Here is an 18356-nt window from a genome sequence, read left to right on the forward strand (position 1 = left end):
ATGGCGGCCAGCAGTTCGTGCCTTGACATACCCCGCTGGAGTATCCCCGGCAGTTTCAAGCGGGTAGGCCGTCACGAACCACCGAAGCGGTTCTCGGCGATGTCGGCGGATAGCATACGGTGCCGCCGAATGCGCCTACCGGCGTCGGAGTGCGGAAAATCCCACCCGGCGAGCTGCACACAAGATGTGTGGCATGTCCAACGCATCAAAGATCGACCACGACGTCGCCCTGAGGCTGGGCGCAGCATACCAGCACACTGCCGGCCGCTGGCGGATCGATCGGATAGGGCCGGTAGGCGACTGTTCCGGCCACAAGCCCGGTTTCGCAAGTGTGACAGATGCCTGAGCGGCACGACCATCGTGTGGGGATGTCGCACGCTTCGGCAAGCTCCAGGAGGGTCTGAAAGGCCGAACCCCACCGGACGCTCAGGCCGCTCCGGGCGAATGACACCAGCGGTCCCGCACCAGGCGGCCCTGGTGGCTGGTGGGGACGATGCGATGAGGTGGCGATGCCTGGTGTAATCGATGGTCCCGAGCCGAACAGCTCCGTATGGATGCGGTCCGTCGTGATGCCCCAGCAGTCAGGTCACTTATAAAGGCGGATGGTCCACAGATGGCTTTGGAGAGGCTCCGAGAGGAGTGGCGCCAGCGTTACGAGGAAGAGGCGCGCCAGCGGCGCAAAGGGCCGAAAGCGACGAAAGCGAAGACCACCCGCAGCAAGTGGAGCAAGATCTCTCTCTAACGGCTGGCCGCCCTGACCTGCTCGGCGCGCAACCGCTCCTCTGCCTGGCGCTGTGCCTTGTCCGTCGGCTCGATCCAGAAGCCTCCGAAACGATCCTGGAAGGTCTGCGCCACCTTGGACCGTCAAATCAGGCTAATAGTCAAGATTAGATACAACATATGGTGAGATTAAAACACAAACCCATACTGCAACGAGAACTATGAGCCAATGAAAGGCACTGTCCCGCCGAAATAATATCGATGCAATTCCACTAGCTGCGATTAAACATGCCAGGAGTAAAAATATAAGCCTAACTAAATCAACAGTGTCCACTAGTTTGCTCGCACTCTGCGTGCTCATCTATATAATATTGTAGACGTTACCATTAAGCGTCAATTCTGCAAATAGCGGTAATAGTAGAAGAATAAGGGGGATACCAACAAAGTCAGGGAGGTACCCTGCAATAATCCTTCGGCGGATTCCACACTCGTTCCACCTCCCGCCACGAAAAAGCGCATAACTTCAGCACGCTGATGACGCGATACCGATGGCAAGACGTGCTTACTCCTAATGCACCACGCCACTCTCCATCGGCCCCCAGTTCTGCGTCGACCTTGAAGTCTCAATCTGGCGAATACCCCCGAAAGACCCTATCCTACCGGCCGCGGCGCGTCCCTGGGCAGCACCTTGTCTCGGCGAGGTGCGGGCCTGTCGCTTCCAACTTCAAGCCTTGGGGCGTGTAGATCCTTCTTCGTGCCAGTGCAAAAGCGCAGACGTCGGGCACTCGCAAGGACAAGGGCTATGCCGTCGTAAGACCACTACTACAAACATTCCCAGAGCGCCCTATGTATCTGGAAGCGCATGCCAGTGGGCGCGCCAAGCCGTCGATATCGGCAGATCGGCGTAGGAGGTTCTGGTGTGGACAAGTCTCCTCACTCTTTGTCTCATCATTGCGACGCTATTAACGGGGCTCAAGGCCGCCCGAGATTGGCGACGATCGACAACGGTGCCGATCGCTTCAGATTGGCAATGGTGGTCCGAGCCTGTCGGCGCCACTCAGAGAAACGAAGCCTAGTCGGCTGAGATAATGAAAGCCGCAAACATTTCAAACCGATTGAACTATTCGGCCGCATTCTGGGCTGCAATCGCAGCGGTTTTGGCCTTCCTGGCGGCATTAAGTGGCTTGTGGTCTCAATTTCCCGCGATTGTTGGATGAAGGCATTCGCCCCATTCTGCCCCGTCGATTGCCGGCATTATTGTGCCGCATCCCGCGGAGTTGATGGCCATGTGGCCGATATCGAGCAAGGTCAACAGCCCGAGCTACAACCAGCCCGATGTGGCAGATCTGATCGACGGGCCAGGGCCGCCGCCACCGTCAGAGGATGGCTTTACAGACGAACCAGACCTCATTTGAATGCGGTGAAGACGCTGACCTTTCCTTTCAATTTGCTGGGACCGAACTTGTGGGGTCTCCTTGAAAAAGCGATGGAAGATTTTCAACAGAACCCACGGCTGCCTTAGCTTCAAGGCGATTCCCTTGGGTCCTCAGAAACGTAAAAAAAGCCCCTCCAGCCCGAAGGCCAAAGGAACTGATCTTGACGTGCTGGGTTCATCTTGCATTCAGATCAACCTGCTAGACATTGAGGCATGGAACTGAGGGAGGTAGCTATGAAACTCACCCGAAATCTGCTTATCGCAGCTTGCCTGGCGGCCGGAAGCATGACGATTGCTCCGCAGATTGCCTCGGCAATGCCGATAGCACCATCTGCGCAATCTCAGGCTGACAACGGGCTTGTCCAGCAAGCTCGTCGTTTATGTCCCTATGGGATGCACCGCTCCCCCTATGGCTGCATCAGAGATCGGTATTATGGCTATGGCTATCGCGGTTACGGCTATGGCTATCGCGGTTACGGCTATGGCTATCGCGGTTACGGCTATGGCTATGGCCATCGCGGTTACGGCTATGGCTATCGTCCTCGCATGTATTATCGCTATTAGGCCGGTCGGCCCGAAACGGCGATCTTGGCCAACTTACATGGCGAACACAAAATCCGCTCTGTTTGATCGATTCTAGCCGGATTCGCCCATCGCACTGTAAAGAGCCGCCCGTTTTACTATCATTAGATGCGGTTCACGCCTGCGTCAAAGGGCGCCAAAACGCAAATGAGCCCGCTGCCCTTCGGGGCGGCGGGCTCAATGCTTGCCTGAGATCGATGACAGGCGGCGATCAAGGACCGCCGCTGATCAGCCTCTTTGCGAAGGCCAGCACCTCCCAGAAATGCGTGAAGAGCATCCAGAGGCCCCTGCCGAGCATGGATAAGGCCAGGCTGGCGAGCGCGAAGATCCGCTCCTTGCCATGAAATTCGTACCGATAGCGCCAAAGTTTGCCGCCAGCGGTCGAAATTTCTAGGTGCAAACCACCTCCATCGGACAGCCGATAGGCCTTCTCTCAGCCTTCTTCGCCTTTCGGATCTGTGCGTCGGTGAGTTTGCCGATCATTCCCTGCCACCTGGTTCATCACCGTTTGATATAAGGTTTCCCGAAGCAGGATATACGGTTTGCCGAGGGCCATATACGGTTAGATACCCGGTTTTGCGTGCGCTTACATGGGAAGACCTGGGATAGGTTGGGAAACGATAAAGCCCGATACGCCAAGCTTTTACAGGGCATTTGGGCAGGCTTGGGAATGTCTGGGAATGAAATATGGCGGAAGGGGCGTCCGCTGAACTACCCTTCACCAGCCTTCGTTAGACTGTCGAGAGAGTCCTGATTATCTTCACTTATTTAGGCTCCCGTGTCATTATCCTTCATAGCGCTTCGCAGGAAATCGCGTTTCTTGTTGGGGTAGAAATTAGGGTAAGCCGAAATGGCACGGGAAATAAATCGACTGAATGCCCGCTCGGTTCTTTCGCTCGCAAAGCCGGGGCGCCATGCCGATGGCGGCAACCTGTTCCTTGTCGTCGATAGCAGCGGCGCCAAGCGCTGGGTGTTTCTGTTCCGATGGGAAGGCAAACTGAAGGAGATGGGCCTTGGCGGTCTGACTTCAGTATCGCTTGCTCGAGCACGGGAACTGGCTACGGATGCTCGTGCGCAGGTTGCCGACGGGGTGAATCCGATTGTCGCGAGAAAGGCTGAAAAGCCGGTCCCTACGTTTGGCGAGGTGGCCGATGACCTGATCAAATCGATGTCCTCAGAATGGCGCAACGAGAAGCATCGGGAGCAGTGGTCCATGACCTTGCGCGAATATGCCAAGCCTTTGCGCGGCATGAAGGTCAATGCCATCACCACTGAGGACGTTTTGCGTACGCTGAAGCCCATCTGGGTGGACAAGCCCGAAACGGCGTCCCGAGTCCGGGGCCGAATTGAGCGCGTCCTCGACGCGGCCAAGGCCCTTGGGCATCGCAACGGCGAGAACCCCGCGGCCTGGCGCGGCAATCTCAAGAACTTGCTGCCAGCTGCCAGGAAGCTCTCGCGCGGTCATCATGCGGCCCTGCCGTATGCCAAATTGCCGGCCTTTGTGCAGGATCTGCAGAAACGGGAAGGCGTTGCAGCTTTGGCACTGGAATGGACCATTCTCTGCGCCGCGCGCACAGGCGAAATAACTGGCGCGACGTGGGCAGAGATAGATACGGCCGCAAAGGTCTGGTCGATTCCCGGCAGCCGCATGAAGGCTGGACGCGCGCACCGTGTCCCCTTGAGCGGCCGTGCAATCGAAATTCTGGAGCAGGCGGCGAAGGTGCGAACGGACGAGGAGCCAGAGGCTTTCGTTTTCCCTGGCCTGCGTCCTGGCCGGCCGCTCTCTAATCAAGCCATGGAAATGCTTCTGCGGCGCATGAAAGTCGACGTGACGACTCATGGCTTCCGGAGCACGTTTAAGGATTGGTGCTCAGAAGCCACTTCGACGCCCAACGAAATAAGCGAAATGGCGTTGGCGCATGCTGTCCGCGATAAGGTTGAAGCGGCTTATCGCCGTGGCGATTTGTTCGACCGGCGTCGCCAGCTGATGGAGAGCTGGGCAGCCTTTTGTATCACGCCACCTGAGGAAAACGTGGTCTCGATCGGCAAGAGGGTGTGATGGATGATCCCGCCAACGTTGACCTAAACGCTGCCGTCGAACGCATCGTTGCGGGGGCCGAAATGCCCGATAATTGCGACAGAACCGCAATACGCAATTTTATCAACCCGTTCGGGTGGCGGGCTGCGTTAGTTCGATCAAAGCTAGCTATCACGAAGAAAGGTCTCTGGAGCAACAGGAAAAAAAGATTGGCGAAGATCCACAAGACTGTCGTCGGCTTGAGGCAACTTCTTAATGAGGAGCGAGACTGGACACTTCGCGAAATGGAAACCTATTGGCCGCGCGACCCTCATAACGCACTCTTTGATATGGAAGTTCTAGCTGAAATCGAGACGGCCGCAGCCGCCTCGCTATCCCGCCGGAACTGGAACCACGAGTGGAAGGAGGGGATAAACGGCCAGATTAAAGTTGATGCCGGCAACTGGACGCCATTTCAACGGCTGGTAAATGAAGAAATTTTGTCGCTGTACCGAAAATGCTTGAGGAAGGCGCCGGCCGACACGGTGGAGCTGTCTGAGCAATTCTATCGGTTTGGGCAAATCGTCTGCGTAGAGATGGGAATAGGAACATACAAGCTGGACACGTTCCGCACCGCAATAGGCACCCACAAGATTAAGCCACTGCCGAAAATTCGCGCCGCAGGCGAAGGACGTGCGAGAAGAAAAACGAGCCGGTAGAACCGTTTAGCGCTCGGATAAATTTTTTAGAAAAAGAATTTTCATCCAAATCTGCCCAACTCGCCGGGCATCACGCAACGATGTCCTCACTAGGGACCACCCTAGGTCAAGAGGACGAACATGAACATCAACCCTGAGCAGATTGCTTACAGCGTGCCTGGCGCCGCGAAAGCAATTGGATCTGGCGAAACCCGCGTTTGGGAAGCCATCCGCCGCCGAGAGCTCCATGCCGTTCGCATGGGCAGACGCACCCTAATTCCGGTTGCCGCGCTGCGCGATTACATAGCCAAGCTGCCCCCGGCCCGCCCTCCCGAGAAGTCCTGAGACGGAAACAGCCCGCTGCTGATCAGAGCAACGGGCCGTCTCAATTCGTCTGCAATCCATCCCTCGCAAGGACAATCGCAATGACTAGTCTTATGCAGTCAAAGACCGGCAAAATCAACAAATTTAAGCGCAGCAAGCGCGCAATTGAGGCTTGGCAGCCTTCTCCTTCCCTGTCGCCAGCAGCCCGTCGCATCGCTCGCCGCTTTCGGCTGGCGCCCGCGACAGCCGAGCTCATTTGCCGGCTTTCCGGCCTCGGTCAAGAGGTCGGCGCCAATGGGTAAGCCTCTCCCTCAGACCTACAATGCGCTTGAGCCCGGCCGCCATCATCATATCTATGACAAGGCGGTACTCGCCGGCACGATCATCCAGCGCGATGAGCATTTCGGTGCGTACTCGGTTCACGGATATTTGGTCGGACGCTTCTGTGATGGCCATGACGCCATCCGCTCGCTTATTACAGCCGACAACATAGCCGCCCGCCATACCGACATCCCGGCCGGCATTCAGGTTGCGTTCTCCGCGGGCGCAAATATCGCAGAGCGGCTCAGTGAAGTTGAAGGCGTGTTGCGCCGTTACACAAGCGATCCTGCGATCATTGGCGACATCACCAGCCAGTTAATGATCCCCCTGGCGGTGAGCGAAGCGGCGATGATTCGTACCGCACTTCGGATATCAGGTGCGACCCAAGCTGAAGCTGAGCTGGGATACACCAAATATATCGAGGGCTTCGCCATTGCCTCCACACCGTCGGGAGGCAACGCATGAGCAAGCATCCTCAACCCGGTCACTGCCAGATCATTCCTTTCCGGCCGCAAGGCGAAATCCAGATCTTCGAGGAAGAGCCCGGCGACGTCTGGTCTGTCTGCCACGTCCATAAAGGCAATCGGTGTTCGGTCTTTCCGTTTGGCTTTGACCATCCACAGAAGGCCGTCGCGCCGGCTCGACAATACGCGAAGGATACCGGAATTCCATTCGCCGAAAATGGCGACGTAAGCCTCCACCTAGAAGCGGATGGTTGGTGCGTCGACCATTTGTCTCGAAGCGGCGATTCCGCTGCCCTCCTGGAGCGCGGTATCCGCACCCAGGCTGAGGCAGCCCTCCTCGCCGAAAAATGGGCCTCCAAATTCGGGGCTCTGTTTTTCCGACCCTACATTTATGTTCCGAAGGGCGGCGCAGCATGACCGCGACCAGTACTCGTATTCCTGTGCGGCCAAAGATGCCGCCAATCGGCAATCTGTTTCAGTTCGTCTTTGTCCTGTCTTCTGACGATGAACCGTCGGGAGAGCCCTGATGCTGAACTTTCCTCACACGCATCGTCACATCGACTTCGACGCCGTCAACGCTGCCGCACGTGCCTGCCTGCCTGCACTCTGTGCACGCTGGCTTCCCGGCGGCAAGCGGCATGGGCGCGAGTATTTCGCGCTCAACCCGCGCCGCTCCGATCGGGCGCCAGGCAGCTTTGCCGTCAACCTCGTGACGGGGAAATGGGCCGACTTCGCCAGCGGTGACCGCGGTGGTGACGTGATCAGCCTTGCCGCATTCGTATTCAATTTATCCCAGATCGAGGCCGCTCGTCGCGTTGCCGAGATGCTTGGAATTGAGGTTTAGTCATCATGGAAGCCCACTCTCACAATTCCGATCCATTTTCGCGGCTGGGGGATGACGAGGCTGCTGCAGGCGCCGTGCCGCCAGGCGATGGCTGGCAACCGCTCGTACCCGTGCCCGAGCACGCTGCAAAGTTGCCTCGCTCACTCGTCGATCGAGTGGCCCCGGCCGGCTTCTCGTTTGGTGCGATCTGGAAGTACGTCACGGCCCACGGCGAGCGAGCTTTCTTCGTTGCGCGCTACGATAAGCCGGCTAATGGCGTACCTGCCGGTAAGCAAATTCGGCCATTCACCTATTGCAGGGACCAGGCCGGGCAGGAGGACTGGCGCGCTAAGGCGATGCCTTCAGGCAGGCCGCTCTATGCATTGGATAAGTTGGCAGCCCGGCCCGACGCTCCGGTGCTTGTCGTCGAGGGCGAGAAGGCTGCGGACGCTGCCGCACTACTTTTCACTGATTACGTGGTGACAACGTCGAGCAGCGGCTCGAAGGCAGCAGGCAAGACAGACTGGACCGCTCTCCGAGGTCGCAAGGTGACGATCTGGCCGGACAACGATGCTGCCGGCCTCGCGTATGCTGCAGATGTCGCCGGCCTCCTTCATCAGGCCGACGTCGCGAGTGTCGGAACCGTCCCGGTTCCTCAATCCTGGCCGGTTGGCTGGGATCTAGCAGACGAGCTTCCCGCAGGTGTCGACCTATCGAAGCTAACGGAGCTAATGGCCCTATCGGCACAGCAGGAGCCGGAATTCGGGAGCTGGGAAAATCCAGATCTAAGCCTGCTCGGGACAGGTCGGCGCCCTGCTCCAGGCTTTCCAGTGGAGTTGCTGAACGGCTGGGGCGAGTGGGTTGAAAAGCGGGCCGCAGCTTGTTCGGCTCCCTTGGACTACGTCGCCATTTCGCTGCTCGCCAGTGCTGGGGCGGCTATCGGAAACGTGCGGTGGCCAATGGCCGGCGCCAATTGGTTCGAGCCGCCCCTCCTTTGGTGCGGACTGGTGGGCTCGCCGTCTTCCGGCAAGTCTCCTTCTATGGATGCGGCCTTTGCCCTGGTACACCATGCCGAGGAGCAGATGGCTGCCGGCTACGACGATGAGCGCCGCGACTATGAGACGAAGCGCCAGACCGCCAAGGCCACGCGAGAAGCGTGGGAGGCCGAAGTCAAAGCCTCGGTAAAGGCTGGCGAAAATCCGCGCCAGATGCCCGCCGAGGCCGCGATCCCTGACATGCCTCCTCGTCCGCGTGTTCGCGTCGCTGATGCCACGATCGAAGCCATCGCGAAGCTGGCCTCATCGTTGCCGCGCGGGCTGCTACTCGTTCGGGACGAGCTGTCGGGCTGGTTTGGGGCCTTCGACAAATACGGTGGCGGGGGTGCCGATCGTGCCTTCGCTATCGAGATGTATGGTGGTCGCGCCTATGTTGTCGACCGTGTGAAGAATGCGGAACCAATCCGCATTCCTCATCTGTCGATCGGCATCCTTGGCGGTGTCCAGCCCGACAAGCTCGCGGACATGCTCTCCGGGCCTGATGATGGCCTAGTTGCTCGCATGCTGTGGGCCTGGCCGGAACAGCTCCCCGACTTCTCGCTGCTTCGCGAACTGCACTCCGACCACAAGGCGAACTCAGCCTTTGCCCGGCTCGTAGAACTGCCGATGAGCGCGGATCAGTTCGGCAACCCCGAGCCCAAACATATCCAGCTCACCAGCGAGGCCGAGGACTTTCTGGAGCAGTACGCGCGCTCTGTCGCGATACGAGCCCACCAGGCAACAGGTGTCATGGCCGGTGCTCTCGGCAAGGCTCGAGGTCACGTTCTGAGGCTTGCTGCCGTGCTTGAATATCTGTGGTGGTGCATCCAGCCGAACGACAGAGAGCCGGACAAGATCAGCGCTGACGCCGTGCTGGCAGCAAGCGGAATCGTCGACGGCTATTTCCTGCCGATGGCCGAGCGCGTTTTCGGGGATGCCTCCATACCGCTCAATGACCGACTCGCCATGGTGTTGATCAGAAGGCTGCGCGACGCTGGGGGGCTTACGTTCAACTCGCGCGACCTCCGTCTATCTAAAGGTGGTCCACTGAGAGATGCGTCAGCGATGGAAGTGGCGTGCTCCGCACTTGTGGAATCCGGCGTCATTCGCCCCGCGCCCGACCGTGAGGGCGGCACAAAAGGACGCTCTTCGAAGAGGTTTGAAGTGAACGGCCGCCTGTTCAGGAAAGCGGCATGAGAAATCTATAGGTGCCAGTCCGTTAGCTCCATTAGCTCCGTTAGGTGGCAGTGCAGCGACCTATGGAGGCTAACGGAGCAAACGGACCAAGGGTTGGAGATTTACATGAGCGAATGGCTTGCCTTGGCGCTGAACCGCGTCGCAACCAAAACGCGGGATATCGAGGTCCACGACGACCTGATAGAGTCGGCGCCAATCGTAACGACTGTCGCAAAAGTCATGTCGTTCCAGCCACCATACCGCGGCCCGTACGCCGAGGCCCTCGCCGCTCTTGAGGCTGCCAATCCGACGGATGATGAGCACCGCTGGGAGCAGGCAAAGGCCGACGCTCGCGCCTTCCTCGACCAATGGGCGGAAGAGGTTTTCCTGCTCGGCTGGGCCGACCTCGATCTGTTCGGCCTGCATCCCACTCACCCGCTCGCCCGACACGACGTCATGGGTTTGCTGTGGCTGCTGCGCGGCCGATCGGTCGTCGGGATCGAGGCACAGCGCGCCAGACTGTCGAACGGCGGCAGCTTCTATCGCGGCCATTGGCCGGCATTCGTCAATTGAGGATTTAGCATGGAAAATCCCTTCATTACCGCCGTGCGCGACCTGGTTGGCGAGCTCAACCGAGAGAGCGCGTCCGGCCTCACCACCCGCAAGGCGCTCATCGCACTCGACCGCGTTCAGCAGCTTCTCGAAGCGATGCCGCTCGACGCCGTAGCGCCGCCCGCGCAGCTCTCGCCGGTCGAACAATCAAAGATGCCAATCAACTCACTTTAGGTTAATCTGCAGCTAGAAAATACAAGGCGCATACAGTCATGACCTTCAAACCCGGCCAGTCCGGCAACCCCGCTGGAAAGCCTCCAGGATCCCGCCACAAGGCCACCTTGGCGGCCGAAGCGCTGCTGGACGGCGAGGCGGAGGGCTTGACGCGCAAGGCCGTGGAAATGGCCCTGGCGGGCGATAGTGTGGCGCTGCGCCTCTGCCTGGATAGGATCGTGCCGCCTCGCAAGGATCGGCCCGTCAGCTTCGCCCTACCCGAAATGAGGACGGCCGCGGACGCCGTGAGCGCCATGGGCGCCGTGGCCAATGCCGTGGCCGGCGGCGAGTTGACACCAGGCGAGGCAGCCGAGTTCGCCAAACTGATCGACACATTCACCCATGCACTCGAAACGCTCGAATTCGACGAGCGCCTGCGCAAGCTCGAGGAGAAAGCCACGCCATGAACCGCAACCTTGCATCACGCCTTGAGAAGCTCGAAGGGACGCGCAAGGACAGTGGCCGGGTCATCGTCATTGAGTGCGACGAGAGAGGGACTCAGGACGGCGCCAAGGCCTTCTTCGAGGAGACGACGGGATCGGTAGTCGAGCAGAAGGATTTCATCATGCTGGAGCGGCGCTCGCAGAAGGGCACCGACGCCGCCGCCGAAGCATCGTCACAGATCTATGCAGTCGTGGGTATCTTCGACGGGGCAGAGTTCTGGGCTGAGATTTTTCGAATGATCGACGGCAAGTCGCGAGGCTTACCCAAGCCACGGGAAACGCGAGTGTCTGTCTGGGAGGCCCACAATGCCCAGATCAATTGATCTCAGGCTGCAGCGACTTGAAGGCGCCGCGAATGATAGCGGCGGACTGGTCATCATGTCCTGCCGCCATGGCGGCACTCACGAGGGCGCAAAAGCCTTCTTCGAGGAGACCGTGGGTTGCCCTATTGAACAGAAAGGCAGCCTCGTGCTGGAAAGGCCTCGATGCGGGACGCCAATCGCAGAGGCCGAACCAGGGCTACCGCCCTATGAGATCAGGGCCATCATGAGCGGCGCTGAGCTGGGTCAGCTTATACGGGCGGTGAATGGGAAAACGCGGGGGCTGCCGGCGACTATTCGCCGTGATGTCTAATCAGCGTGAGCGGGAGGGCCGGATGACGACGGCTGGTCGCTCGGTGACGGAAACGGCGGAGACCAACTTCAAGACGGCCAGGGCCTGAGGTGAGGCGCTCAAGGCGGCTGTCGCCTGCCTGATTTGAGGTAGTCACGACGAGTAAAAATGCAAGGGCTAGGACAATGAGCGAGCGTTTATACGCCGATCTCTTCGGCGCTATGGCTATTGATTCGAGCGTAACTGCTGCTGAAGCTCTAACGCGCCTTCAATTTGCCAAGGAGCCAAACGGAATGTCGAAAACTCGGGCAATCAACATCAAGGAAAGATTTCGCATTTCTTCCATTTTCTCAGAAGAAAACTTCGTACGGATGCTGACAGCCGCATCAAGTGCTATTCGCCGCTTTGCACCTTGATCCATCTTTTCAAGTGCATTGGCCGTTGCCACTATCGAGACGCTCAGGACCTCGACCTGAGCCTGTAAGACGGCCACTTGCTCCCGAATATATTCGATTTGAACGGCCATGGTTCCCCCCTGAGACCCCGGTCTGATCGCCGAGCGCCGTCAGCTAGGTACTTAGGCCGTGACTCTAACGTGAAGCCGTTGAGGCTTTCATGATGAAAGAGCAGCTAAAAAAACGCCCTAGCCGTACCCGGCTGGATCTCGCTGTATTTCGGTCTCACTTGAGCTGCAGGCTGCAATGACGACCCGGCTGGAGCCGGTGCCGGAGTGGGATCCTTTTGAAGATTATTGATGGGGCTACGCCAGAAAGGGCTTGTCCTTTCCGTTGATACAGTCGAAGCCCGCCAGAAGCTCCGTGGTCCAGTTCAGAAGCTCAAGCTCTTCGTTGACTTCTCCTTCGCAATTGTCTCGCACCTCCTGGTAGGCATCGCCGAGGCGTTTGAGAAAGCGCTCTTGAAATGTTGGATCAGACTCATTTAGCGTCTGGACAATGCACGCGGCCAAGACAGCAACGCCCCGTTTAGCGCGATGCAAGTCAGTTAATTTGGTTGCCATTCCATGCGCTCCGTCGCCGTACACCGAGACAGGCCTCAATTTAGACCCTCGGCATGAACTTCAAAACCGGAAAAGTAGGCGTTGGAAGCTCGGCCGACCAGTCAAGTGGGCATGGACTGACTTAAAATAGGTATAAGTTGCACGCAGCACGCGATCGAAGGGCGACGGTCGCCTGATTGCCATCACCGGCCCGATCGGCATCGGCAAGACTTCTTTCCTGCACCGCCTGCAGGACGAAATTGCCCGGGAAAAGAAGGTGATCGTGGCCGAAAGCCTGTCGGTCGACAAGTCGCGCACGACGGTGCCGACGCTGATATCGGCCCTTTTCTATGACCTCTCCCGCGAGAAAGAGCCGAAGATCCCGACCCAGGGCGAAAAGCGTGAGCGAGAACTGCAGAAGCTGGTGGCTCGTGGCGGCAAACCGGTCGCCCTCTTCGTTGACGAAGCACATGACCTCCATGGCAAGACCCTGAACGGCCTCAAGCGATTGATGGAGGTCGTTGCGCGTGGCGGCGGAAAATTATCCGTCGTGCTCGTCGGCCACCCCAAGCTACGCAACGATTTGCGCCGGCCGATCATGGAAGAAATCGGAAACCGCACCGACGTGCTGCCCTTCGACGGGATTGGCGAAGACACGCGTGCCTATCTCGACTGGCTTCTGAAGGCCTGCACTGTTGAGGGGACGGACATCGATCAGATGATCGAGCCGGCTGCCCTCGATCTCCTGGCGACCCGCTTGAGCACGCCGCTGCAGATCGCCGAGCACCTCAGTCGTGCCTTCGAGGAGGGCTTCCGCCTCGGCGAAAAGCCTATCACGGCGGAAATCGTCACTGCGACCCTCGCTCCGGACTTCGATGCCCTGGAGCCGAAACTGACGCGGCAGGGCTATTCCGTGAAGGTCCTGGCTGACCAGTTCAATGCCAAGCCGGCCGAAATCCGAAGGTTCCTGAGCGGCCAGCTCGACGCTGGTCGGGCTCATGAGCTTGCCGACGAAATGCGTGCCGCTGGGATTGCATTGTAACGTGGCATTCGCAACTCAGGGCGCGCGCCTAAGATCCCTTGCAAGGCAAATCTTTGACAATCGGATTCGTGAGATTTAGAGGTACGCTCCATGACTTCCAGTAGCGCGCCCATCTCCCGACATGACCACACCTGTCTTCAGGCTGTGGCGCTGCGCGCTTTTGGCGGGCGAGGTCTCCGCGTCCAGTCGTGACGTCCGGACCTTCAAAGTGTCCGGCAAACTGCTGGACGTAAAGCTGCCGCCATATCGCTAGGGTTGCCAGGGAGACAAGGCACCGTGCTCAATCTTTTCAACGTCAATTCGCTCGTCCACTGGGAAGAGCGCGAGATCAACATGCGCGACCACATGGTCCGTTTTTTTTCCGAGGAGGTACGAGGCTTCCTTCGATCGGTAAACCCAGCTTGGGATTTCCGCAGGGTCGAGGCCCCAGCCCTAACGCCACGTTCGCTTGTCTCGAACGCCTACACGAATGCCGATATCTGGGTTCAAGAGCAGTTAGCCGAGACCGATGTGCCCCTCGTCCTACGGCCGGAAACAACGCCTTCTACCTACGTCTACATGCAGCACATTCTCGGCAATCATTCCAGAACACGCCTGCCGCTTTGCGTCTGGCAGGCAGGTCGCTCCTACCGACGCGAACAGGAGCAGCCGACCAAGCACCTGCGTCTCAAGGAGTTTTGGCAACTGGAGTTCCAGTGCGCATATACGGCTGACAGTGGGAACGACTATCACGCCATCGTACTGGAGCCTGTGCGCCGCATGATTGCTTCTCTCATCCACCTACCAACCCGCATCGTACCGTCCGATCGGCTGCCGGCCTATTCTCAGATCACAGTCGATGTAGAGGTCGATAACGGCGACAAGTGGATGGAAGTATGCTCGATCTCCCGGCGCACCGATTTTCCAGATCGTTACAGGACGCAGCCCAAGAAGGGACAACCCGTAGAACACGATGTCCTCGTGCTCGAAATTGCCATCGGCCTTGACCGCTGCGTCTACAATTGGGAGACAGCAAACCGTCAATAGATCTCCGGAACCGGCTCCCAAAAAAGGGCCGGTCTCCATGCAATGCTCGTACTGTCATAGGGTGATCGTGAAGCAGCCATGGCCAAATCCGCCTCTCTGCTTCACGCTGTGGCTACAGTCTCACGACTGTGAGCCCGTCGCAAATAATTTGAGCCCGGTCTCGCTAAATGTGAGCCCGAGGCGGATTATGATCTCAGCTAATCTGAGCCAGAAATTGCGATGATCTCAAGCCCGAGCCCGGATGATCTCGATCCGCTACAACTACTCCCCCAACGATCACGAGACCTCGCGCATTCTCAACCCACAGTTGATTGCGCCGTATCCCCTCCAAGGCGGAAGGCCAAAGACATGGCACCCTTCCAGCTCCCAGGTCCGAAAGCCTGATCTCAGCCTCGTAGACGGCATCGGGCTCAAGAGCCGAGCCATCATCGTCGAGTGGCTTACGGGCAAACGGGCAACGGACGTTTGGGCATAGATCAGGCTGATTAAGGGTACAGCAGCCCCGAGCGTCAATGAGTTGCGTGCCAGATCTGTGCCCCGTTGATCGTGCTCGCCGCGTTGTGCACCGTACCTTACTTCATGTATAAAAATTGAAGCATCAGTGCTTTGCCGACGATTGAGCTTTCAGCACGTTCTCGCAATGTATTAATTCGCGTCGCAAAAAATCGATGGCGCGCTGATCTACTTTGATCGCTATGGAACCAAACTCTGCCGTTTTGAGAACCACGGCGACTTCCCCTGTTGCCTTTAAACCAGACTTCGAGGCCGTAACATTCACGGTCACTTCATGCCCTGGAGGCCTCATGAAGAGCAGCCGAATTAGATCTGTCGCGGCTTTGTGGGTGAATACGGCCGAGTGAGCTACATCTCCTTCCCCTAGAAAATTGACCTTGGCCTCCCCCGGCAAGTTTTCGATCGATAGCGCTGCTACAATTTTTGGTTCGTTAGCCATTTTAGCGGGTACCCCTATTCCGTCATCTGCTCGACGAGCGATGCCTTGATGGTCGCCCCTCAACCGATAACCCGGTAAACGCTCGCCCTTCCAATCCTCAGCCTCTTTGCAATCTCCGTGGCGCCCAGCCCGCTGCCCTGCAGCTCTTTCACCTTGGCAGTATCGATGACCGGTTTGCGCCCCTTGTACACGCCGGCAGCCTTCGCCTTGGCGATGCCCTCCATCTGGCGCTCCTTGCGCAAGTTCGTCTCGAACTCGGCAAAGACACCGAGCATGTCGAGGAATGCCTTCCCCGCGGCCGTGCCGGTGTCGATCGGCTGCTCGGTGGCCTTGAGGGCCACGCCTTTGGCCTTGAGCATGCGAACGATGTCCTGCAGGTCGCCGATGCTGCGCGCCAGGCGATCAATGCGCGTGACCATGAGCGTGTCACCTGCGCGCAGAAAGGTGAGGAGCGTATCAAGCTCCGCCCTGCCCTCTCGGGTTGCACCTGAGCGCTTCTCCTCTCGGATGACATCGCACCCCGCCTTGCGGAGAGCCTCAATCTGAATGGTCAGATCCTGATCTGTGGTGCTGACGCGTGCATAGCCGTACGTGGTCATTCACTGGCATCCGTCTCGTTTGGTTCTAGACCCTTTCTCCATACCGTCTCATAATGCAAAAGTAAACCCAAATAAGACGCAGAAAGTGTCTCATCGGATTGTCTCGCTGGGGTATACCCATAGAGAACGGTTTCAAGTTGAGACATTGATGTCACGGTTGCGCAAGGCGCGGTCGCCGCCATCGGTTGCGGGAAATCTAGTCTAATTGTTTTTTAGCCGAATTCTCTTTGAGGGAGGCGAAGTCACTGTCTCTGGATCTGGCCAGGTCCCTGATCGAATCAAGCAGGTGCCGGCTTACATACTCGGCGCCGCCAGTTGTCAGATGGCCGTAGTCCCAAGTGATCAGGTCGTAAGGGCTGTCCGAGAACGTTGTCTTGCAGCCGTTTCCACTGCAAAGCAGATCGACCAGAGAGAAAAATCTAAGGCTGTTTTTCTCGGCAAATGCCCGAAGGTCGCGATCGACCCCTGCAGTCGCCCTATCTGGAACGCCGTCGAGGCTGACGGGCAAGCCAGCCTTTTTGTTTTCACTCCATTCTTTGAGGAGCAACGTCGGAAGGTCAGTTTTGAACACTGGGAACGGTCCGACCACAATAACCCGCGCACCAAGAGCTTTCAGCCGGCTGACATAATAGCCCAGTCCATTGATCGCCGACCCTGCCCGATATTGATTGGAGTACAGCGTCCATCTTGCGAACAGGATTACGATATCGGGGCGTTCATTCTCTAAAGCCTGAAATGCCTTCTCGTTAACTGGCTGGCATACCTCGCTGAAGTTCTGGATAGGTGGGCAGGCGCTTGACACGTACTCTGCGATTTTGATGTCGGATCCAGCCGTGCGGCGTAAACCGGGGTAAAGGCGTCCCGAATGTGAATCGCCCCAAATTGCGACCTTCAGACCATTTCGATCTTCTCCGAAGCCACAACTGCTGCCGAAAGACTGGCGTCTATCGGCGGGATCGATCCAGCACTCACCGACGCGAGCGTCTGTCACGTAATCGTAGTTGGCATAGTCGAGGATCGGCCTGACTTCAGGCGGATACCACAGATTGCTAACTGGAATTACCGACCCAACTACTGCCACCAGAGATGTCGCGGCCATCGCAAAAAAGAGCCGGATCGAAACGTCGCGCAGAGGCTCCATGCGGCGAATTGGCCGCTCCAGATATCGGTAAGTGACGGCAGCGAGCACGAAGCTCAATGCGATCAGGAGAAAGGAAAGATGCCTGAACAGGCGCGCGTCACAGTAGCGGGCCAGAACAAGCACAGGCCAATGCCACAGATACAAAGGGTAGCTGATCAGCCCGATATAAACCAAAGGCTTGGCTGCCAACACGCGGCTCCAGGGCGTGCCTGCTGATCCACTCGCGATTACCAGCAGTACCCCAGCGACCAGAAAGACAGCCTGCCAGACGTAAAAACCCTGCTGCTTCACCAAGAAAATGCACGCCGAAATAATCAGGGCGCCTGCTACGCCGAGCCAGCCATATACCACCTTCCTCATTGTGGCGGGGGAACAGATCGCCAATAACCCTCCCGCAGAAAGCTCCCATGCCCTGCTAAGCGGAGAATAGAACGCTGCTGCTGGATCGATGTAGGATAAATATATGCAGTATGAGAACGATGCTCCCGTAATCAGGCCCAGTATGTACTTCAATCGCCAGCGCCGTCGAAACGACAGCCAGAGTAATACGGGCCAAGCTATATAAAATTGCTCCTCGATACCAAGTGACCAGAGGTGGAGCAGCGGCTTTGTTTGTGCCAGGGCGTCAAAATACCCCACCTCGCGCCAGAGGAAAAAATTGGAGAGAAATAGTGAGGCGCCAAATATATGCCAGGAAAGCCCTTGCGCTTGGTTGCCCCAATAAACGAAGGCCGAGACAATGGCGGTGATCAAAATTACGGATATAAGGGCAGGAAATAGTCTTCTGACGCGGCGCTGGTAGAATTCGGCAAATGAAAACGTACCTGCCGTCAATTGATTTTGCAGCAAACCCGTAATCAGGAAACCTGAAATCACAAAGAATATGTCGACGCCCAGAAATCCGCCCGGCAAATTCCGTGGATATCCGTGGAACAGCACGACTGCCAGCACGGCGATACCGCGCAGCCCATCGATATCGGCCCGATAACTCAACCTTGCAGATCGAGGATCCGTCGAAGCCACGCCCGCCCACTGTTTGCTTTCCGGCGGCATGGATTGGGGCCACGCCATTGCCGAGCCTTATGTCAGGTGTCGAAAACAGACACCCCCCACATCAAACCGGAT

At 57.9% G+C, this 18356-nt stretch carries 20 protein-coding genes and 2 pseudogenes; 15 read left to right on the forward strand and 7 right to left on the reverse strand.

Going from position 1 to position 18356, the window contains the following annotated elements:
- Positions 1-205 precede the first annotated feature (205 nt).
- Positions 206-615: pseudogene (locus QQL24_RS05615) on the reverse strand (2Fe-2S iron-sulfur cluster-binding protein); the annotation flags it as partial.
- Positions 616-2548: 1933 nt separating this feature from the next.
- Between QQL24_RS05615 and QQL24_RS05620 the strand changes: the two are divergent.
- Positions 2549-2719 (forward strand): hypothetical protein, encoded by a 171-nt coding sequence (locus QQL24_RS05620; protein WP_284310924.1) that lies wholly within the window; start codon positions 2549-2551, stop codon positions 2717-2719.
- 229 nt (positions 2720-2948) lie between these two features.
- Here QQL24_RS05620 and QQL24_RS05625 read toward each other — a convergent pair whose 3' ends face one another.
- On the reverse strand, positions 2949-3137 hold the full coding sequence (locus QQL24_RS05625) for an Arm DNA-binding domain-containing protein (protein WP_284310925.1): 189 nt from the start codon (positions 3135-3137) through the stop codon (positions 2949-2951).
- 450 nt (positions 3138-3587) lie between these two features.
- On the opposite strand from QQL24_RS05625, the gene QQL24_RS05630 reads away from it, so the two are divergent.
- The 12 genes from QQL24_RS05630 to QQL24_RS05685 all read left to right on the forward strand — a co-directional run bounded on the left by QQL24_RS05630 (position 3588) and on the right by QQL24_RS05685 (position 11495).
- A complete protein-coding gene (locus tag QQL24_RS05630) occupies positions 3588-4796 on the forward strand; it encodes a tyrosine-type recombinase/integrase (RefSeq protein WP_284310926.1) in 1209 nt (402 codons plus the stop codon).
- Positions 4796-5473 (forward strand): hypothetical protein, encoded by a 678-nt coding sequence (locus QQL24_RS05635; RefSeq protein ID WP_284310927.1) that lies wholly within the window; start codon positions 4796-4798, stop codon positions 5471-5473. Before QQL24_RS05630 ends, QQL24_RS05635 begins: the two co-directional genes overlap by 1 nt.
- 120 nt (positions 5474-5593) lie before the next feature.
- A complete protein-coding gene (locus QQL24_RS05640) occupies positions 5594-5797 on the forward strand; it encodes a helix-turn-helix domain-containing protein (protein ID WP_284310928.1) in 204 nt (67 codons plus the stop codon).
- Positions 5798-6070: 273 nt separating this feature from the next.
- Positions 6071-6562, forward strand: coding sequence for a hypothetical protein (locus QQL24_RS05645; RefSeq protein WP_284310929.1), 492 nt, complete (start codon positions 6071-6073; stop codon positions 6560-6562).
- A complete protein-coding gene (locus tag QQL24_RS05650) occupies positions 6559-6978 on the forward strand; it encodes a hypothetical protein (protein WP_284310930.1) in 420 nt (139 codons plus the stop codon). Before QQL24_RS05645 ends, QQL24_RS05650 begins: the two co-directional genes overlap by 4 nt.
- Positions 6979-7087: 109 nt before the next feature.
- The gene (locus QQL24_RS05655; RefSeq protein WP_284310931.1) at positions 7088-7405 is read left to right on the forward strand and encodes a hypothetical protein; all 318 of its coding nucleotides are present in this window, start codon (positions 7088-7090) and stop codon (positions 7403-7405) included.
- A gap of 5 nt (positions 7406-7410) precedes the next feature.
- The gene (locus QQL24_RS05660; protein ID WP_284310932.1) at positions 7411-9615 is read left to right on the forward strand and encodes a DUF3987 domain-containing protein; all 2205 of its coding nucleotides are present in this window, start codon (positions 7411-7413) and stop codon (positions 9613-9615) included.
- A 105-nt stretch (positions 9616-9720) separates the two neighbouring features.
- Positions 9721-10167 (forward strand): hypothetical protein, encoded by a 447-nt coding sequence (locus tag QQL24_RS05665; protein WP_284310933.1) that lies wholly within the window; start codon positions 9721-9723, stop codon positions 10165-10167.
- 9 nt (positions 10168-10176) lie between these two features.
- Positions 10177-10380, forward strand: coding sequence for a hypothetical protein (locus QQL24_RS05670; protein ID WP_284310934.1), 204 nt, complete (start codon positions 10177-10179; stop codon positions 10378-10380).
- 38 nt (positions 10381-10418) lie between these two features.
- Complete coding sequence (locus tag QQL24_RS05675) at positions 10419-10826, forward strand: DUF5681 domain-containing protein (RefSeq protein ID WP_284310935.1); 408 nt, start codon at positions 10419-10421, stop codon at positions 10824-10826.
- Entirely contained in the window at positions 10823-11185 is a 363-nt protein-coding gene (locus QQL24_RS05680) for a hypothetical protein (RefSeq protein WP_284310936.1), read from the forward strand. Before QQL24_RS05675 ends, QQL24_RS05680 begins: the two co-directional genes overlap by 4 nt.
- Positions 11169-11495, forward strand: a complete 327-nt coding sequence (locus QQL24_RS05685; protein WP_284310937.1) for a hypothetical protein — start codon at positions 11169-11171, stop codon at positions 11493-11495. Before QQL24_RS05680 ends, QQL24_RS05685 begins: the two co-directional genes overlap by 17 nt.
- A 247-nt stretch (positions 11496-11742) precedes the next feature.
- Here QQL24_RS05685 and QQL24_RS05690 read toward each other — a convergent pair whose 3' ends face one another.
- Positions 11743-12000, reverse strand: a complete 258-nt coding sequence (locus tag QQL24_RS05690; RefSeq protein WP_284310938.1) for a hypothetical protein — start codon at positions 11998-12000, stop codon at positions 11743-11745.
- 234 nt (positions 12001-12234) lie between these two features.
- Positions 12235-12492: a hypothetical protein gene (locus QQL24_RS05695; RefSeq protein ID WP_284310939.1), complete on the reverse strand. Its 258-nt coding sequence runs from the start codon at positions 12490-12492 to the stop codon at positions 12235-12237.
- Positions 12493-12655: 163 nt separating this feature from the next.
- Between QQL24_RS05695 and QQL24_RS05700 the strand changes: the two are divergent.
- A pseudogene (locus QQL24_RS05700) lies at positions 12656-13513 on the forward strand (ExeA family protein); the annotation flags it as partial.
- 276 nt (positions 13514-13789) lie between these two features.
- A complete protein-coding gene (locus tag QQL24_RS05705) occupies positions 13790-14539 on the forward strand; it encodes an aminoacyl--tRNA ligase-related protein (protein WP_284310940.1) in 750 nt (249 codons plus the stop codon).
- Positions 14540-15137: 598 nt separating this feature from the next.
- On the opposite strand, the gene QQL24_RS05710 is transcribed toward QQL24_RS05705, so the two are convergent.
- The 3 genes from QQL24_RS05710 to QQL24_RS05720 form a co-directional block, all read right to left on the reverse strand.
- A complete protein-coding gene (locus QQL24_RS05710) occupies positions 15138-15491 on the reverse strand; it encodes a hypothetical protein (protein WP_284310941.1) in 354 nt (117 codons plus the stop codon).
- Positions 15492-15550: 59 nt separating this feature from the next.
- Positions 15551-16090: a recombinase family protein gene (locus QQL24_RS05715; protein WP_284310942.1), complete on the reverse strand. Its 540-nt coding sequence runs from the start codon at positions 16088-16090 to the stop codon at positions 15551-15553.
- Positions 16091-16286: 196 nt separating this feature from the next.
- Positions 16287-18284 (reverse strand): acyltransferase family protein, encoded by a 1998-nt coding sequence (locus tag QQL24_RS05720; protein WP_284310943.1) that lies wholly within the window; start codon positions 18282-18284, stop codon positions 16287-16289.
- Positions 18285-18356: the final 72 nt, after the last annotated feature.

Origin of the sequence: Labrys miyagiensis (assembly GCF_030160835.1) — a bacterium.
In the GTDB taxonomy this organism is placed as follows: Bacteria; Pseudomonadota; Alphaproteobacteria; order Rhizobiales; family Labraceae; genus Labrys; species Labrys miyagiensis.

Bases quoted from the DNA above. Each gene is read 5' to 3' on its own strand.
- QQL24_RS05620 (WP_284310924.1), top strand. From the start codon at position 2,549: ATGCACCGCTCCCCCTATGGCTGCATCAGAGATCGGTATTATGGCTAT.
- QQL24_RS05630 (WP_284310926.1), top strand. From the start codon at position 3,588: ATGGCACGGGAAATAAATCGACTGAATGCCCGCTCGGTTCTTTCGCTC.
- QQL24_RS05635 (WP_284310927.1), top strand. From the start codon at position 4,796: ATGGATGATCCCGCCAACGTTGACCTAAACGCTGCCGTCGAACGCATC.
- QQL24_RS05640 (WP_284310928.1), top strand. From the start codon at position 5,594: ATGAACATCAACCCTGAGCAGATTGCTTACAGCGTGCCTGGCGCCGCG.
- QQL24_RS05645 (WP_284310929.1), top strand. From the start codon at position 6,071: ATGGGTAAGCCTCTCCCTCAGACCTACAATGCGCTTGAGCCCGGCCGC.
- QQL24_RS05650 (WP_284310930.1), top strand. From the start codon at position 6,559: ATGAGCAAGCATCCTCAACCCGGTCACTGCCAGATCATTCCTTTCCGG.
- QQL24_RS05655 (WP_284310931.1), top strand. From the start codon at position 7,088: ATGCTGAACTTTCCTCACACGCATCGTCACATCGACTTCGACGCCGTC.
- QQL24_RS05660 (WP_284310932.1), top strand. From the start codon at position 7,411: ATGGAAGCCCACTCTCACAATTCCGATCCATTTTCGCGGCTGGGGGAT.
- QQL24_RS05665 (WP_284310933.1), top strand. From the start codon at position 9,721: ATGAGCGAATGGCTTGCCTTGGCGCTGAACCGCGTCGCAACCAAAACG.
- QQL24_RS05670 (WP_284310934.1), top strand. From the start codon at position 10,177: ATGGAAAATCCCTTCATTACCGCCGTGCGCGACCTGGTTGGCGAGCTC.
- QQL24_RS05675 (WP_284310935.1), top strand. From the start codon at position 10,419: ATGACCTTCAAACCCGGCCAGTCCGGCAACCCCGCTGGAAAGCCTCCA.
- QQL24_RS05680 (WP_284310936.1), top strand. From the start codon at position 10,823: ATGAACCGCAACCTTGCATCACGCCTTGAGAAGCTCGAAGGGACGCGC.
- QQL24_RS05685 (WP_284310937.1), top strand. From the start codon at position 11,169: ATGCCCAGATCAATTGATCTCAGGCTGCAGCGACTTGAAGGCGCCGCG.
- QQL24_RS05690 (WP_284310938.1), bottom strand. From the start codon at position 12,000: ATGGCCGTTCAAATCGAATATATTCGGGAGCAAGTGGCCGTCTTACAG.
- QQL24_RS05695 (WP_284310939.1), bottom strand. From the start codon at position 12,492: ATGGCAACCAAATTAACTGACTTGCATCGCGCTAAACGGGGCGTTGCT.
- QQL24_RS05710 (WP_284310941.1), bottom strand. From the start codon at position 15,491: ATGGCTAACGAACCAAAAATTGTAGCAGCGCTATCGATCGAAAACTTG.
- QQL24_RS05715 (WP_284310942.1), bottom strand. From the start codon at position 16,090: ATGACCACGTACGGCTATGCACGCGTCAGCACCACAGATCAGGATCTG.
- QQL24_RS05720 (WP_284310943.1), bottom strand. From the start codon at position 18,284: ATGCCGCCGGAAAGCAAACAGTGGGCGGGCGTGGCTTCGACGGATCCT.